Here is a 14,993-nt window from a genome sequence, read left to right on the forward strand (position 1 = left end):
CGGCTCGGGGCGGCCCAGCGCTCGTTCGAGCCCCGCTCTAAGCAAAGGAGTCTCGCGTGATCGACATCAAGAACATCTCCAAGTGGTACGGCAGCTTCCAGGTGCTGACCGACTGCACCACCAACGTCAAGAAGGGCGAGGTGGTGGTGGTGTGCGGGCCCTCGGGCTCGGGCAAGAGCACGCTGATCAAGACGGTGAACGCGCTCGAGCCCTTCCAGAAGGGCGACATCGTGGTCGACGGCATCAGCATCGCCAACCCCAAGACCGATCTGCCCAAGCTGCGCTCGCGCGTCGGCATGGTGTTCCAGCACTTCGAGCTGTTCCCTCACCTGAGCGTCACCGAGAACCTGACGCTCGCGCAGATCAAGGTGCTCAAGCGCAACCCCGACGAGGCCAAGAAGCGCGGCCTGAAGATGCTCGAGCGCGTGGGCCTGATCGCCCACAAGGACAAGTTCCCCGGCCAGCTCTCGGGGGGCCAGCAACAGCGCGTGGCGATCGCCCGTGCGCTGAGCATGGACCCGATCGTGATGCTGTTCGACGAGCCGACCTCGGCGCTCGACCCCGAGATGGTCGGCGAGGTGCTCGACGTGATGGTTCAGCTCGCCAACGAGGGCATGACGATGATGTGCGTGACCCACGAGATGGGCTTCGCGCGCAAGGTCAGCCACCGTGTGATCTTCATGGACCAGGGCAAGATCTGCGAGGACTGCAAGAAGGAAGACTTCTTCGGCGCGCCCGAGGCGCGCTCGCCGCGGGCGCGCGACTTCCTGTCGAAGATCCTGCAGCACTGAGAGGCCGGGCGCGCCGGCCCGGGCTCAGGGCTCGATCGCGATCCCGACCACCGGCTGGCCGCCGGCGATGCTGCCGATGGGCGTCGCGGCGCCCGTGGCGAGATCGATCCGCACCCAGCGCGATGACCGGGTGTCGTGGGCCGTGAGCGCGGCATAGGCCGTGTTGTTCACGTCGCTGATGTCCAAGCTGGCGCGCTCGAAGGCCCCGGCGTTCAGGGGACCGACGGTCCACAGTCGCCCGGTGTTCGGCGACACCGCGGGCTGCATGCTCTCCCGGCTGCCCTGCGTGACCAGCACGCCCTGGCGGGCGTCGATCGCGAAGTTGGTGGTGAGCTTCTCGTCCTGCTGGTTGTAGGTGTAGCCGGCGGCCACGACGGCCGGTGTGCGGCCGGCGTTGGCGTCGGCGGCGTCGTAGGCGAGCGTGCCGTCGATCTGCAGGCCCTCGGTCTTCAGGTCGGCATCGACGACCGCGCCGGTGTCCGGATGCAGCCGCAGGTTCTGCCCGGCATCGCTGACGACGCGGAGGCGGTCCACGGTCGGGTTGAAGTCGACGCCGAACTCGTTGCCCCGCAGCGCGATCGCCAGCGGCGCGCCGACCGGTGTCGCGGCGGCGGTGGCCGTGTCGATGCGGTACAGCCGGCCGCTACTGCCCAGCGCGAACAGCTGGCCGCGGGCGACGCGGTAGTCGATGCCGAGCACCCGCTCTCCGGGCTGCAGGCCGGCGAGGGCGCGGCGGTCGAGCAGCTTCTGGGGCTGACCGGCATTGAAGCGCAGCAGCTGCTGCGAGGCGTCGACCGCGACGATGGTTTCCTTGGCCGGCGGGCCGAGGGCCTCGGGGGCGGTCGGGAGGGCGCAGCCGAAGAGGCCGAGGGCCGCCAGGCCGGCGACGAGTGTGGTTCGAGTCATGTGTTGAGGTTCCCTGAGTGTCGTGATTGGCGCGCACTGCCGCACCATCGCGCACGGTGGCATGGCGGCTGCGCTTGCGATCGGCGGAACCGAGCCGGGGTTCCGTGCCAGATCGGGAGACCGCCGGACGCGCCACCCGTGCAGGCGACAATCCGCCGCATGAGTTCCCCGGACACCCTGACCCTGACACGCCCCGACGACTGGCACCTGCATGTGCGCGACGGTGCCGCGCTGGTGGCCGTCGTGCCGCACACCGCGCGCCAGTTCGGTCGCGCGATCATCATGCCCAACCTGAAGCCGCCGGTCACGACCGCGGCGCAGGCGCAGGCCTACCGCGAGCGCATCCTCGCGGCCGTGCCGGCCGGCCTCGCGTTCGAACCGCTGATGACGCTCTACCTGACCGACAACATGCCGCCCGACGAGATCACACGGGCGAAGGCGGCCGGCGTCGTGGCCGTGAAGCTCTATCCGGCGGGCGCCACGACCAACAGCGACGCCGGTGTGACCGACCTGCGCAAGACCCGGGCGACGCTCGAGGCGATGCAGCGCGAGGGCCTGCCGCTGCTGGTGCACGGCGAGGTCACCGACGCCGAGATCGACCTGTTCGACCGCGAGGCGGTGTTCATCGACCGCCAGCTGATCCCGCTGCGGCGCGACTTCCCGGCTCTGAAGATCGTGTTCGAACACATCACGACCCGCGAGGCCGCGCAGTACGTGGCCGAGGCCGGGCCGCACACCGCGGCGACGATCACCGCCCACCACCTGCTCTACAACCGCAACGCGATCTTCACCGGCGGCATCCGGCCGCACTACTACTGCCTGCCGGTGCTCAAGCGCGAGCTGCATCGCGAGGCGCTGGTGGCCGCCGCCACCTCGGGCAGCGACCGCTACTTCCTGGGCACCGACAGCGCGCCGCACCCTGCCCACCTGAAGGAGCACGCCACCGGCTGCGCCGGCTGCTACACGGCGCTCACGGCACTGGAGCTCTATGCCGAGGCCTTCGAGGCGGCCGGTGCGCTGGACAAGCTCGAAGGCTTCGCCAGCGTCCACGGGCCGGCCTTCTACGGGCTGCCGCGCAACGCCGGCACGGTGACGCTGCGCCGGCAGCCCTGGACGCCGCCCGAGACACTGCCGTTCGGCGACGCGACGCTCAAGCCGCTGCGCGGCGGCGAGCTGCTGGCCTGGCGGCAGACCGAATGAAGCATCCCGCATGCGTGGCACAGGAGACCCTATGACAACCTCGACGATCCGCACCGCGCTGCTGGTCGACGCCGACAACGTGAAGGTCGAGCTGGTGGCCGAGGTCATCGACCGGCTGCAGGCGGCCGGCCGCGTGCTGCAGCACCGCCGCGCCTACGGCAGTGTGCAGAAGGCCACCGAGTTCGCGGCGCTGTCGCAGGACCATGCGATCCGCTTCCTGCCCAGCACCTTCGCGGGCCCCAACGCGACCGATCTCGCGCTGGCCATCGACGCGGTCGAGTTGGTGCTGCGCCAGCCGGTCGACGAGGTGGTGCTGGTGTCCTCGGACCGCGATTTCGCGCCGCTGATCGTGCGCCTGCGCGAACTGGGCTGCCGCGTCGTCGGCTTCGGCCAGCATGGCAAGACGGCGCAGGACGTCGAGCGCGACTACCTGCGCGTCTACGACGAATTCCATGTCCTCGGCGCGGCCAGACCGGCGTCGCGGGCTGCGGCCTCCAAGTCCGTGGCGAAGCCGAGGGTGGCCAAGGTGGCGAAGACCGCCCGTCCCGCGAAACCCGCCGTCGAGACGCCACCCGCACCGCCGGTGTTCCCCGCCGAAGTCGAGGCCGTGCTGGCCGCCTGCCCCGATCTGCGCCAGGGCCGTGCCATGCGGCTCAATGCCGCCGGCAAGGCGCTGCACGACAGCGGCGTGCTGAAGAAGAACGGCCGGCCATCGGCACTGTTCAAGCGACTCGAACCGCACTTCGAGATGCTGCCCGCCGACAAGCCGGAGCAGGTCCGGCTGCGGTCCTAGCCGCGAGGCCTCACTCCGCCGGCAGGAAACCCTCGATCGACAGGTAGCGCTCGCCGGTGTCGTAGTTGAAGCCCAGCACGCGGCTGCCGGCCGGCAGTTCGGGCAGCTTCTGGGCGATCGCCGCCAGCGTGGCCCCGGACGAGATGCCCACCAGCAGGCCTTCGTCGCGCGCCGAACGGCGCGCCATCTCGCGCGCCGCCTCGGCCTCGACCTGGATCACGCCGTCGAGCAGCGCGGTGTGCAGGTTGGTCGGCAGGAAGCCGGCGCCGATGCCCTGGATGGGGTGCGGCGAAGGCTTGCCGCCCGAGATGACCGGCGACGCACTCGGCTCCACCGCGAACACCTTGAGCTGCGGCCACTGCGCCTTCAGCACCTGCGCGCAGCCGGTGATGTGGCCGCCGGTGCCCACGCCGGTGATCAGCGCGTCCAGCCCCTGCGGGAAATCGGCCAGGATCTCCTGCGCCGTGGTGCGCACGTGCACGTCGATGTTGGCCGGGTTGTCGAACTGCTGCGGCATCCACGAACCGGGCGTCGCGGCGATCAGCTCCTGGGCCTTGGCGATCGCGCCCTTCATGCCCTGCTCGCGCGGCGTGAGCACGAAGCTCGCGCCGTAGGCCAGCATCAGGCGGCGGCGCTCCACGCTCATGCTGTCGGGCATCACCAGCACCAGCTTGTAGCCCTTGACCGCGGCCACCATCGCGAGGCCGACGCCGGTGTTGCCGGAGGTCGGCTCGATGATCGTGCCGCCGGTGCGCAGCCGGCCGTCGCGCTCGGCCGCCTCGACCATCGACAGCGCGATGCGGTCCTTGATCGAGCCGCCGGGGTTGCTGCGCTCGGACTTGATCCACACCTCGTGCCCGGGCCCGAACAGCCGCTGCATGCGGATGTGCGGCGTGCTGCCGATGGTGTCGAGGACGGTATTGGCTTTCATGGGGTCTCCTCAGCGGGGGGCGGACGGTGTTCGTGGCAGCAACGATAATCCATTGGTGAAGTGGGCCAGACCGCCGCTGGCACACCGGCCGAAAGGCCGTGCTGGAGGAAGGTCCGGACTGCACAGGGCAGCGCAGCAGCCAACGGCTGTCCACCGCAAGGTGAGGATCAGAGCAACAGAGACGAGTCAGGACGGGTCCGTCCGCTCGGGTGGTCTGCGAAGCACCGGCGAAAGTCGGTGACCGGGTGGCGCAAGCCGCCCGGTTCGGGCGAAGCCCGAAACTGAGCAGCACCCAGGGCGGTGCGCGCAAGCGTGGCCCGCCCTGGGTGAAACGGGCAATCTCTGCGCGCAGCAACACCAAATAGGCCAGCGTCGATGTGGCTCCGCGGAGCTGGCGGGTAGGTGGCACCGAGCCGTTCCCGCGAGGGGCGGCCCAGAGGAATGGCGGTCACGGCCGCGACGCCGCAAGGCGCCGCGGCTGCACAGAATCCGGCCTATCGGCCCGCTTCACACTTATTCGTTCGACGCGCCGCGGCCCTCGGGTTCGGCGCGTTTCGCTGCGGCGCGAGCCGCGACACACTGGACCCGATGAATCCCGACGCTCACACCCTCTGGCGTGCTCCGATGTGGGCGTTGTCCGTGCTGCTGGCCTGCCTCGGCATGCTGGGGCCGTTCGCGATCGATACCTATCTGCCGGCCTTCACCGGCATCGCGGCCTCGGTCGACGCGACGCCGTTGCAGATGCAGCAGACGCTGTCGATCTACCTGATCGGCTTCGCGGTGATGAGCCTGTTCCACGGCGCGCTGTCCGACAGCTTCGGCCGCCGCCCGGTGGTGCTGTGGGGCGTGGCGGTGTTCGCGGTCGCGTCGGCCGGCTGTGCGTTGTCGCAGACCATCGGGCAGCTGGTGTTCTTCCGGCTGCTGCAGGGCCTGTCCACTGGCGCCGGCATCGTGGTGTCGCGCGCGGTGATCCGCGACATGTTCCCGCCGGCCGACGCGCAGCGCGTGATGTCGCAGGTCACCATCTTCTTCGGCGCCGCGCCGGCCATCGCACCCATCATCGGCGGGCTGCTGTTCGTGCACGCCGGCTGGCATGCGATCTTCTGGTTCCTCACCGCGGTGGGCGTCGCGCTGTGGATCGCCAACTGGAAGCTGCTGCCGGAGACGCTGCACCTCGACGCGCGCCAGCCCTTCAACGTGCGCCACCTGCTGCGCGGCTACTGGCAGATGGGCTCGAGCGGGCGCTTCGTTCTGCTCGCGCTGGCCAGCGGCATCCCGTTCAACGGCATGTTCCTCTACGTGCTGTCGGCGCCGGTGTTCGTCGGCGAGCACCTGGGCCTGGCACCGGAGCAGTTCTTCTGGTTCTTCCTGTTCACCATCGGCGGCATCATGGGCGGCGCCTGGTGGAGCGGGCGGCTGGCGGGCAAGCTGCCACCTCAGCGCCAGATCCGCCGCGGCTTCCGCATCATGGTCTCGGTGTCGGTCGTCAACGTGATCGCCAATGCGCTGATGCCGGCGCAGGCCTGGTGGGCGCTGCCGCTGATCTCGCTGTTCTCGTTCGGCTGGGCGCTGATGGTGCCGGTGGTCACGCTGATGGTCCTCGACCTGGTGCCCGAGCGGCGTGGCATGGCCTCGTCGATGCAGTCCTGCCTCGCGGCCAGCGCGAACGCGCTGGTGGCCGGGCTGCTGGCGCCGCTGGTGATGCACTCGACGCTGCTGCTGGCGCTGGCGTCGATGGGACTGATGAGCATCGGCCTCGCGTCCTGGCTGTGGGTGAAGCCGCGGCTGGCCGCCACGGCCTGAGCCGGCGCTCAACCCTCGCCGGCGCGGCGGTCCGCGGCCCGCTGCAGGCATCATGCGAGCCTGGCTGTCCCGGCTCTCCCGTCATGCGCTACGAACACCTGCTTCAAGTCACCGACCCTGCCGACCCGCGGGTCCCGCCGATGAGCCGTGCCGAGCTGTGGCGCGGCCTGCTGGTGCGGGTCGAATCCCCGCAGCAGTTCCCGCTCGGCCCCGATCGCTGCGAGTCCCGCGCCGGGGCCCACGAGCGCGAGCGCCGGCGCAGCGTCCATTTCGGCGCGCTGCGCTTCGAGGACACGGTGCAGCTCGAGCCGGAGCGGCGCATCGTCTTCACGCCCGAACCGCACGAGGGTGCCGCGCCGGTCCGGCTGAGCGTGACCCTCGAGGAGCCGACGCCCGGTGCGCTGTTCCTGCGCTTCGTCTACGAGACCGACGACCCGGGCTCGTCGGAGGACAAGGCGCTGCAGGGCTACCGCCAGCAGGCCTGGCTGGAGCTCGACCGCGAGATGCTGCGCACGCTGCGCGAGTGGCAGGCCGAGGGCCGCCTTGCCTGAGTCCCCCAAGATTTGTGCCGAGTTCATCTTTCACTTCCAGAGGACTCCGCAAGTCCTTCTTTTAGAACAACATTTTCTTTCTGCCGCATAAGAAATCACGCCTAAGTGCTTGATTTCATTGGGATTTCCTTACATCTCCGGTTGACCCGCCGGAGGGGCTCCGCTAAAGTGGGACAAAGTGCACTTTAGTGGGATTTCGTGGCAGAAATAGTCTTTCAGGGGGCTTCGGCGCTCGCGCTCGACGCAAAGGGGCGGCTGGCCGTCCCGGCGCGCCATCGCGAGGTGCTGAGCGCGCTGGCCCAGGGCCAGCTCACGCTCACGAAGCACCCGGTCGGCTGCCTGCTGGTGTTTCCGCGCCCGGCGTGGGAGAGCTTCCGCGACAAGGTGGCGGCGCTGCCGCTGCGCGCCGAGGGCTGGAAGCGCATCTTTCTCGGCAACGCGATGGACGTCGAGATCGACGCCAGCTCGCGCGTGCTGGTCTCGCCCGAACTGCGCCAGGCCGCCGGCCTGGTCAAGGACGTGATGCTGCTCGGCATGGGCAGCCATTTCGAACTCTGGGACGTGCAGCGCTACCAGGCCCACGAGGCCGAGGTGATGCAGCAGGGCCTGCCCGAGAGCCTGGGCGATTTCTCCTTTTGACGGCGATGAACCAGGGAGTCGGGCCTTGGCAGCACACCACCGTCCTGCTGAACGAGGCGGTCGATGCGCTCGTGCATTCGCCGGACGGCTACTACGTCGATGGCACCTACGGCCGCGGGGGGCACTCGCGACTGATCCTGTCGCGGCTGTCCGCGGCGGGCCGCCTGCTGGCGATCGATCGCGACCCCGACGCGGTGGCGCATGCCACCTCGGGCACGGCGCGGGTCACGGACCCGCGCTTTCACATCGAGCATGCGCCTTACAGCGAACTGCCGGCGCTGCTGGCGGCGCGCGGCGTGTCGCGCATTGACGGCCTGCTGCTGGACATCGGTGTGAGCTCGCCGCAGATCGACAACCCCGAGCGCGGCTTCAGCTTCCGCGCCAGCGGTCCGCTGGACATGCGCATGGACCCGACGCGCGGTGAGAGCGCGGCCGACTACCTGGCGCGCGCCGACGAACGCGAGATCGCGTCGGTGATCCGCGACTACGGCGAGGAGCGCTTCGCCACCGCGATCGCCCGTGCGCTGGTGGCGCGCCGCCTCGCCGGCCGCCCGGTGCGCACGACCGAGGAGCTCTCGGAACTGGTCGCGCAGGCGGTGAAGACGCGCGAGCCGGGCCAGAACCCGGCCACGCGCACCTTCCAGGCGCTGCGCATCTTCGTCAACGCCGAGCTGACGCAGCTCGAACAAGGCCTGGCGGCGGCACTCCAATGCCTGAAGCCCGGGGGCCGGCTGGTCGTGATCAGCTTCCATTCGCTCGAGGATCGCATCGTCAAGACCTTCATCGCGAGCCACAGCAAGGCAGTGGTCGACCGCCGGGCGCCGTTCGCGCCGCCGGCACCGATGCGGCTGCGCGCGGTGGCGCGCGTGAAGCCCGGCGCTGACGAGGTGGCCGCCAATCCGCGTGCGCGCTCGGCCATCCTGCGCGTGGCCGAACGCACCGACGTGGGGGTGGCTGCATGACGCGCCTCAACATCATGGTGCTGATCGCGCTGGTGTGCAGCTCGCTCTACCTCGTCAAGGTGTCCTACGAATCGCGTCGCCTGTTCGCCGAGCTCGATCGCGCGCAGGCCCAGGCGCTCAAGCTCGAGAGCGACCACGACCGGCTGCTGGTCGATGCGCGGGCGCAGTCGACGCCGCTGCGCGTCGAGAAGGTCGCACGCGAGCGTCTCGGCATGCGCAGCGCCACGCCGGCCGTCACCGAATACGTGGTGGTGCCGGTGGCCGCCGCGCCGGCGCCCGATGTCGCGGAGCTGCGCCGATGAGCCGGTGGCGCCAATGGCTGGGTCGATTCGGCCAGGGCGGTGCGCGCCGTCCCGGTGCGCGCGCCGCCAGCGGCGCCGTGAGCGTGCGCAGCGTGCGCTACGCGAGCAGCCCGCTGCTGGCGTCGAAGACGCCGCCGTGGCGCTCCAAGTTCCTGGTCGGCCTGGTCGGGGCCGGCTTCCTGCTGTTGCTCGGCCGCGCCGTCTACGTGCAGGTGATCGGCACCGAGTTCTACCAGAAGCAGGGCGCGAACCGCTACGCGCACAAGCTCGAGCTGCCGGCCAACCGTGGCCGCATCACCGACCGCAGCGGCGAGCTGCTCGCCTCCAGCGTGGAGGCGCCGACCCTGTGGGCCATACCGCGTGACATCACCGCGACCGCCGCCGAGAAGCGCCAGCTCGCCAAGCTGCTCGGCATGCCGGCTGGCGAGCTCGAGAAGCGTCTGTCGGACAACCCGAACTTCGTCTACCTGCGCCGCCAGGTCGACGAGTCGGTGGCGCTGCAGGTGCGTGCGCTCAACCTCAAGGGCGTGCACCAGCTCACCGAGTACAAGCGCCGCTACCCGGCCGGCGAGGCGGCGGCGCACGTGGTGGGCTTCACCAACGTCGAGGACCGCGGGCAGGAGGGCATCGAGCTTGCCTTCCAGTCCGACCTGGCCGGCCGTGACGGCACGCGCCGCGTCATCAAGGACCGGCGCGGCCGCGTGGTCGAGGACATCGGCGAGAGCGTGCCGCCGGTCGATGGCCGCGACATCGAACTCGCGATCGACACCAAGGTGCAGTTCTTCGCCTACCAGCGCATCCGCGACGCGGTGGCCGAGCACAAGGCCAAGGCCGGCAGCGTGGTGGTTCTCGACGTGCAGAGCGGCGAGGTGCTGGCGCTGGCCAACTACCCGAGCTACACGCCGGGCGACCGCCGCAAACTCAGCGGTGCGCAGCTGCGCAACCGCGCGCTGACCGACACCTTCGAGCCCGGCTCGACGATGAAGCCCTTCATCATCGGCCTGGCGCTGCAGACCGGCCGTGTCTCGCCTTCGACGGTGATCGACACCGCGCCCGGCCGCATGAGCATCACCGGCAGCACCATCAGCGACGCCCATCCGCACGGCGCGCTCACCGTCGAGCAGGTGATCCAGAAATCGAGCAACGTCGGCACCGTGAAGATCTCTCAGCAGCTCTCCGAGCGCGAGATGTGGGAGACCTTCAGCGCCATCGGCCTGGGCCAGAAGCCGCAGATCGACTTCCCCGGCGCCGTCACCGGACGGCTGCGGCCCTACAAGACCTGGCGGCCGATCGAGAAGGCGACCATGAGTTACGGCTACGGCCTGTCGGCCAGCCTGTTCCAGCTCGCGCGGGCCTACACGGTGTTCGCGCGCGACGGTGAGCTCATTCCGGTCAGCATCACCCGCTCGCAGCAGCCCGGCGCCGGCGTGCGCGTGTTCTCGCCCGAGGTGTCGCGCGAGGTGCGCCACATGCTGCAGATGGCGGCGGGCCCCGGTGGCACCGGCCCGAAGGCGCAGACCATCGGCTACTCGGTCGGCGGCAAGTCCGGTACCGCGCACAAGCAGGAAGGCAAGGGCTACGCCGACAAGAAGTACCGCGCCTGGTTCGTCGGCCTGGCGCCGATCGCCAATCCGCGCATCGTGGTCGCGGTGATGGTCGACGAGCCGAACGCCGGCAAGTACTTCGGCGGCGAGGTCGCCGCACCGGTGTTCAGCGAGGTGGTGCAGAAGACGTTGCAGGCGATGGGCGTCTCGCCCGATCTCGACGTCAAGCCGCAGATCGTGGCGCGCCACGAGGACGCCGTGGAGGAGAGCTTCTGATGCTCACCGCCCTGCGCTCGCCCGCCGCCGCCGCCCGCTGGCTCCGGGAATGGACCACGGGCACGCTGCGCACCGACAGCCGCCTGGTGCAGCGCGGCGACGCCTTCATCGCCTGGCCCGGCCACGCGACCGACGGCCGCCGCTTCGTGAAGGCCGCGCTGGCGGCCGGCGCGGCGACCTGCCTGGTCGAGGCCGAGGGGGTCGACGCCCACGGTTTCGACGACGCGCGCATCGGCGCGCTGCCCGGGCTCAAGGCCGCCACCGGCGAGATCGCCGACGCCTACTTCGGCCATCCGTCGCAGCAGTTGCGCGTGGTGGCGACCACCGGCACCAACGGCAAGACCTCCACCGCGTGGTGGACCGCGCAGGCGCTGAGCCTGCTGGGCCGGCGCTGCGGCGTGGTCGGCACGCTCGGCATCGGCGAGCCGCCACTGCCCGGCCGCGAGACGCACATCGACTTCACCGGCCTCACCACGCCCGACCCGGTCACGCTGCACGGCGGCCTGCGCCGCATGGCCGACACCGGCTTTGCGGCCTGCGCGATCGAGGCCTCGTCGATCGGCATCGTCGAGCACCGGCTCGCGGCGCTGCGCATCGAGGTGGCGCTGTTCACCAACTTCACCCGCGACCACCTCGACTACCACGGCAGCATGGACGCCTATTGGGCCGCCAAGCGCGTGCTGTTCGGCTGGCCCGGGCTGAAGGCCGCAGCGGTGAACCTCGACGATGCCCAGGGCGCCGAGCTGGCGCGCAGCCTGGCCGGCCACGTGCCGGAGCTCTGGACTTACTCGCTGGAGCGCGACGACGTGCGGTTGCGTGCGCGCGATCTCGGCTACGTCGACGGCGGGCTTGCGTTCACGCTCTACGAAGGTGGCGTGGTGCTGCCGGTGCGCAGCCGCCTGATCGGCGACTACAACGCCGCCAACCTGTTGGCCGTCATCGGCGGCCTGCGCGCGCTGGGCGTGCCGCTGGTCGACGCGGTTCGCGTGGTGCCCCAGCTCACGCCGGTGCCGGGCCGCATGCAGAAGGTGGACGGCGACACGGGCGTCGCTCCGCAGCCGGAGGTGGTGGTCGACTACGCGCACACGCCCGACGCGCTGGAGAAGGCGCTCGGTGCGCTGCGCCCGCTGGCCGCGGCGCGCGGCGGCCGGCTGCTGTGCGTGTTCGGCTGCGGTGGCAACCGCGACGCCAGCAAGCGCCCGCTGATGGCCGCGGTGGCCGAGCGCCTGGCCGACCGTGTGATCGCGACCAGCGACAACCCGCGCGACGAGGCGCCGGCGGCGATCCTGGCCGATGTCGTTGCCGGCTTCGCGTCGCCGGCCGCCGTCGAGGTGATCGAAGACCGCCGCGCGGCGATCGCCCGCGCGATCGGCAGCGCCGCGGCCCGCGACGTGCTGCTGATCGCCGGCAAGGGCCACGAGGACTACCAGGAGATCGCCGGCGTCAAGCAGCCGTTCTCCGACGTGACCGAGGCGCGGCAGGCGCTGGCGGCGCGGGGGGCGGTGACATGAGGACGAAGAACGTGCACTCGATGTGGCGGGCCGAGCGCCGGGCCGCTCCCAAGCCGGCCCGCATCCCAGGGCCCACGAAGGGGACTCTCGCGGCCCCTGGGGATCGGCCGACGTACCCGGCGGACGAGGGGTCGTCATGAGTGTCATGATGGATCTGGCTCTCGCGCACCGGCTGCTGCCGGGCTCGACGCTCGTCGGCGATCCGGCCACGCCGCTGCTGCGCGTGCACAGCGACACCCGCACGCTGCGTGCCGGCGACCTGTTCGTCGCGCTCAAGGGCGAGCGCTTCGACGCGCACGACTTCCTGCCGCAGGCGCGGGCCGCCGGCGCGGTGGCGGCGATCGCCGAGCGCGGTCTCGCCGAGGCCGGGCTGGCCGGGCTGCAGGTGGCCGACAGCCGCGCCGCGCTCGGCACGCTGGGCGCGAACTGGCGCGCCCGCATGAGCCTGCCGCTGATCGCCGTGACCGGCAGCAACGGCAAGACCACGGTCACGCAGATGATCGCGAGCATCCTGCGCGCCTGGGTCGGCGACGCGGCGTTCTCGACCGAGGGCAACTTCAACAACGAAATCGGCGTGCCGCTCACGCTGCTGCGGCTGCGCCAGGACCCCGACACCTGGCACCGCGCCGCGGTCGTCGAGCTGGGCATGAACCACGTCGGCGAGATCGCCCAGCTCGCGCGCATGGCCGCGCCGACGGTCGCACTGGTCAACAACGCCCAGCGAGAGCACCAGGAGTTCATGGCCGGCGTCGAGGCGGTGGCGCGTGAGAACGGCGCCGTGATCGAGGCGCTGGGCGCCAGCGGCACGGCGGTCTTCCCGTCCGACGACGCCCATGCCGCGGTGTGGCAGGTGCTGGCCGGCACGCGTCCGACCTTGACGTTCTCGCTCGAAGGTCCGTCCGACCTGCTGGCCGAGGCGGTGTGGAGCGGCGACCACTGGGCGACGGTGCTGCACACGCCGGCCGGCGCCACCGCGATCCGCCTGCGTGTGGCTGGCTGGCACAACGTGAAGAACGCGCTCGCCGCAACCGCCTGCGCGCTGGCGGCGGGCTGCCCGCTGGAGGCCGTGGCGCGCGGGCTCGAAGCCTTCGAGCCGGTGAAGGGCCGCTCGCAGGTCAAGGCGCTGCAGCGCGGCGGCCGCGCGGTGACGCTGATCGACGACAGCTACAACGCCAACCCCGACTCGGTGCGTGCGGCGATCGACGTGCTGGCCACGCTGCCCAGCCCGCGCTGGCTGGTGCTGGGCGACATGGGCGAGGTCGGCGACCAGGGCCCGGCCTTCCACGCCGAGGTCGGCCGCTATGCAGCCGAGCGCGGCATCGACGTGCTGTGGACCGCGGGTTCGGCCAGCGCTGCCGCGGTGGCCGCCTACGGGCCGACCGCGCAGGCCCATGCAAGCGTGGCCGAGCTGATCGCGGCGCTGGGGCCGGGCACGCGCGATGCGCCGGAGGTCGCCTCCATCGTCGTCAAGGGCTCGCGCTTCATGAGGATGGAGCAGGTGATCGCCGCGCTGCAGGCCGCGGGCGACGCGATCCGGCCGGAGAGCGCCGCCGCCCCGTCTTCCTCCACGCACTGAATCGAAAGACCGGACCTTCATGCTGATCTCCCTGTCGCAATGGCTGCAGCTGCTCTACCCCGAGCAGCTCGGCTTCCTGCGCGTGTTCCAGTACCTCACCTTCCGCGCCGTGATGGCGGCGATGACGGCGCTGCTGATCGGGCTGGCGCTCGGCCCGATCGTCATCAGGCGGCTGACCGAGCTGAAGATCGGCCAGCCGATCCGCGAGTACGGCGTCGCCGAGCACATGGTGAAGCAGGGCACGCCGACGATGGGCGGCGCGCTGATCCTGCTGGCCATCGCGATCAGCACGCTGCTGTGGTTCGACTGGAGCAACCGCTTCGTCTGGATCGTGATGATCGTGACCTTCGGCTTCGGGGCGATCGGCTGGGTCGACGACTGGCGCAAGGTGGTCGACAAGAACCCCGAGGGCATGCGCTCGCGCGAGAAGTACTTCTGGCAGTCGCTGATCGGGCTGGTGGCTGCGCTCTACCTCGCGTTCAGCGTGTCCGAGACCTCGAACCTGCGTGTGCTGGAGCTGTTCATCCGCTGGGTGCAGAGCGGTTTCTCGAACGACCTGCCGCCCAAGGCCGACCTGATCGTGCCCTTCTTCAAGAGCATCAGCTATCCGCTGGGCGTGTTCGGCTTCATCTTCCTGACCTACGTGGTGATCGTCGGCAGCAGCAACGCCGTCAACCTGACCGACGGTCTCGACGGCCTGGCGATCATGCCGGTGGTGATGGTGGGCTCGGCGCTGGGCATCTTCGCCTACGCGACCGGCAGCTCGGTGTACGCGAACTACCTGCTGCTGCCGCACATTCCCGGCGCCGGCGAGCTGATGATCTTCTGCGCCGCGATGGCCGGCTCGGGCCTGGCCTTCCTGTGGTTCAACGCCTATCCGGCGCAGGTGTTCATGGGCGACGTGGGTGCGCTGGCGCTGGGTGGCGCGCTCGGCACCATCGCGGTCATCGTGCGCCAGGAGGTGGTGCTGGCGATCATGGGCGGCATCTTCGTGCTCGAAGCGCTGTCGGTGATGGCGCAGGTCACCTGGTTCAAGTACACGAAGCGGCGCTACGGCGCCGGGCGGCGCATCCTGCTGATGGCGCCGCTGCACCACCACTTCGAGAAGTCCGGCTGGAAGGAGACGCAGGTCGTCGTGCGCTTCTGGATCATCACGATGCTGTTGTGCCTGGTCGGGCTGTCCAGCCTGAAGCTGCGCTGAACCGATG

At 70.5% G+C, this 14,993-nt stretch carries 14 protein-coding genes and 1 other RNA gene; 13 read left to right on the top strand and 2 right to left on the bottom strand.

The window, feature by feature from the left end:
- The first annotated feature begins 56 nt into the window (after window positions 1–56).
- A complete protein-coding gene (locus tag ASC67_RS17200) occupies window positions 57–791 on the top strand; it encodes an amino acid ABC transporter ATP-binding protein (protein WP_056324449.1) in 735 nt (244 codons plus the stop codon).
- Between the two features lie 24 nt (window positions 792–815).
- Here ASC67_RS17200 and ASC67_RS17205 read toward each other — a convergent pair whose 3' ends face one another.
- Entirely contained in the window at window positions 816–1,697 is an 882-nt protein-coding gene (locus ASC67_RS17205; protein ID WP_056324452.1) for a DUF4394 domain-containing protein, read from the bottom strand.
- Between the two features lie 159 nt (window positions 1,698–1,856).
- Between ASC67_RS17205 and pyrC the strand changes: the two genes are divergently transcribed.
- Both pyrC and ASC67_RS17215 read left to right on the top strand, forming a co-directional pair.
- Entirely contained in the window at window positions 1,857–2,897 is a 1,041-nt protein-coding gene (gene pyrC, locus ASC67_RS17210; protein ID WP_056324455.1) for a dihydroorotase, read from the top strand.
- A 31-nt stretch (window positions 2,898–2,928) separates the two neighbouring features.
- Window positions 2,929–3,690 (top strand): NYN domain-containing protein, encoded by a 762-nt coding sequence (locus ASC67_RS17215; RefSeq protein WP_056324459.1) that lies wholly within the window; start codon window positions 2,929–2,931, stop codon window positions 3,688–3,690.
- Window positions 3,691–3,700: 10 nt separating this feature from the next.
- On the opposite strand, the gene cysK is transcribed toward ASC67_RS17215, so the two are convergent.
- Window positions 3,701–4,621: a cysteine synthase A gene (gene cysK / locus ASC67_RS17220; RefSeq protein WP_056324463.1), complete on the bottom strand. Its 921-nt coding sequence runs from the start codon at window positions 4,619–4,621 to the stop codon at window positions 3,701–3,703.
- Window positions 4,622–4,678: 57 nt separating this feature from the next.
- On the opposite strand from cysK, the gene rnpB reads away from it, so the two are divergent.
- The 10 genes from rnpB to mraY all read left to right on the top strand — a co-directional run bounded on the left by rnpB (window position 4,679) and on the right by mraY (window position 14,986).
- An RNA gene (gene rnpB, locus ASC67_RS18445) (RNase P RNA component class A) lies at window positions 4,679–5,134 on the top strand.
- 75 nt (window positions 5,135–5,209) lie between these two features.
- On the top strand, window positions 5,210–6,424 hold the full coding sequence (locus ASC67_RS17225) for a multidrug effflux MFS transporter (protein WP_056324467.1): 1,215 nt from the start codon (window positions 5,210–5,212) through the stop codon (window positions 6,422–6,424).
- Window positions 6,425–6,507: 83 nt separating this feature from the next.
- Window positions 6,508–6,975: an SRPBCC family protein gene (locus ASC67_RS17230; protein WP_056324470.1), complete on the top strand. Its 468-nt coding sequence runs from the start codon at window positions 6,508–6,510 to the stop codon at window positions 6,973–6,975.
- Between the two features lie 198 nt (window positions 6,976–7,173).
- Window positions 7,174–7,614: a division/cell wall cluster transcriptional repressor MraZ gene (gene mraZ / locus ASC67_RS17235; protein ID WP_082536094.1), complete on the top strand. Its 441-nt coding sequence runs from the start codon at window positions 7,174–7,176 to the stop codon at window positions 7,612–7,614.
- A gap of 5 nt (window positions 7,615–7,619) precedes the next feature.
- Window positions 7,620–8,576: a 16S rRNA (cytosine(1402)-N(4))-methyltransferase RsmH gene (gene rsmH / locus ASC67_RS17240; RefSeq protein WP_056324473.1), complete on the top strand. Its 957-nt coding sequence runs from the start codon at window positions 7,620–7,622 to the stop codon at window positions 8,574–8,576.
- Window positions 8,573–8,878, top strand: a complete 306-nt coding sequence (gene ftsL, locus ASC67_RS17245) for a cell division protein FtsL (protein WP_056324476.1) — start codon at window positions 8,573–8,575, stop codon at window positions 8,876–8,878. The genes rsmH and ftsL overlap by 4 nt, the downstream gene beginning before the upstream one ends.
- Window positions 8,875–10,698, top strand: coding sequence for a penicillin-binding protein 2 (locus tag ASC67_RS17250; RefSeq protein WP_235566373.1), 1,824 nt, complete (start codon window positions 8,875–8,877; stop codon window positions 10,696–10,698). The genes ftsL and ASC67_RS17250 overlap by 4 nt, the downstream gene beginning before the upstream one ends.
- Window positions 10,698–12,209, top strand: a complete 1,512-nt coding sequence (locus ASC67_RS17255; RefSeq protein ID WP_056324480.1) for a UDP-N-acetylmuramoyl-L-alanyl-D-glutamate--2,6-diaminopimelate ligase — start codon at window positions 10,698–10,700, stop codon at window positions 12,207–12,209. Before ASC67_RS17250 ends, ASC67_RS17255 begins: the two co-directional genes overlap by 1 nt.
- 136 nt (window positions 12,210–12,345) lie before the next feature.
- Window positions 12,346–13,785 (top strand): UDP-N-acetylmuramoyl-tripeptide--D-alanyl-D-alanine ligase, encoded by a 1,440-nt coding sequence (gene murF / locus ASC67_RS17260; RefSeq protein ID WP_082536095.1) that lies wholly within the window; start codon window positions 12,346–12,348, stop codon window positions 13,783–13,785.
- Between the two features lie 19 nt (window positions 13,786–13,804).
- Complete coding sequence (gene mraY / locus ASC67_RS17265) at window positions 13,805–14,986, top strand: phospho-N-acetylmuramoyl-pentapeptide-transferase (protein WP_056324483.1); 1,182 nt, start codon at window positions 13,805–13,807, stop codon at window positions 14,984–14,986.
- The last annotated feature ends 7 nt before the right edge of the window (window positions 14,987–14,993 follow it).

Source organism: Methylibium sp. Root1272, from assembly GCF_001425905.1.
Classification (GTDB): Bacteria; Pseudomonadota; Gammaproteobacteria; order Burkholderiales; family Burkholderiaceae_C; genus Methylibium.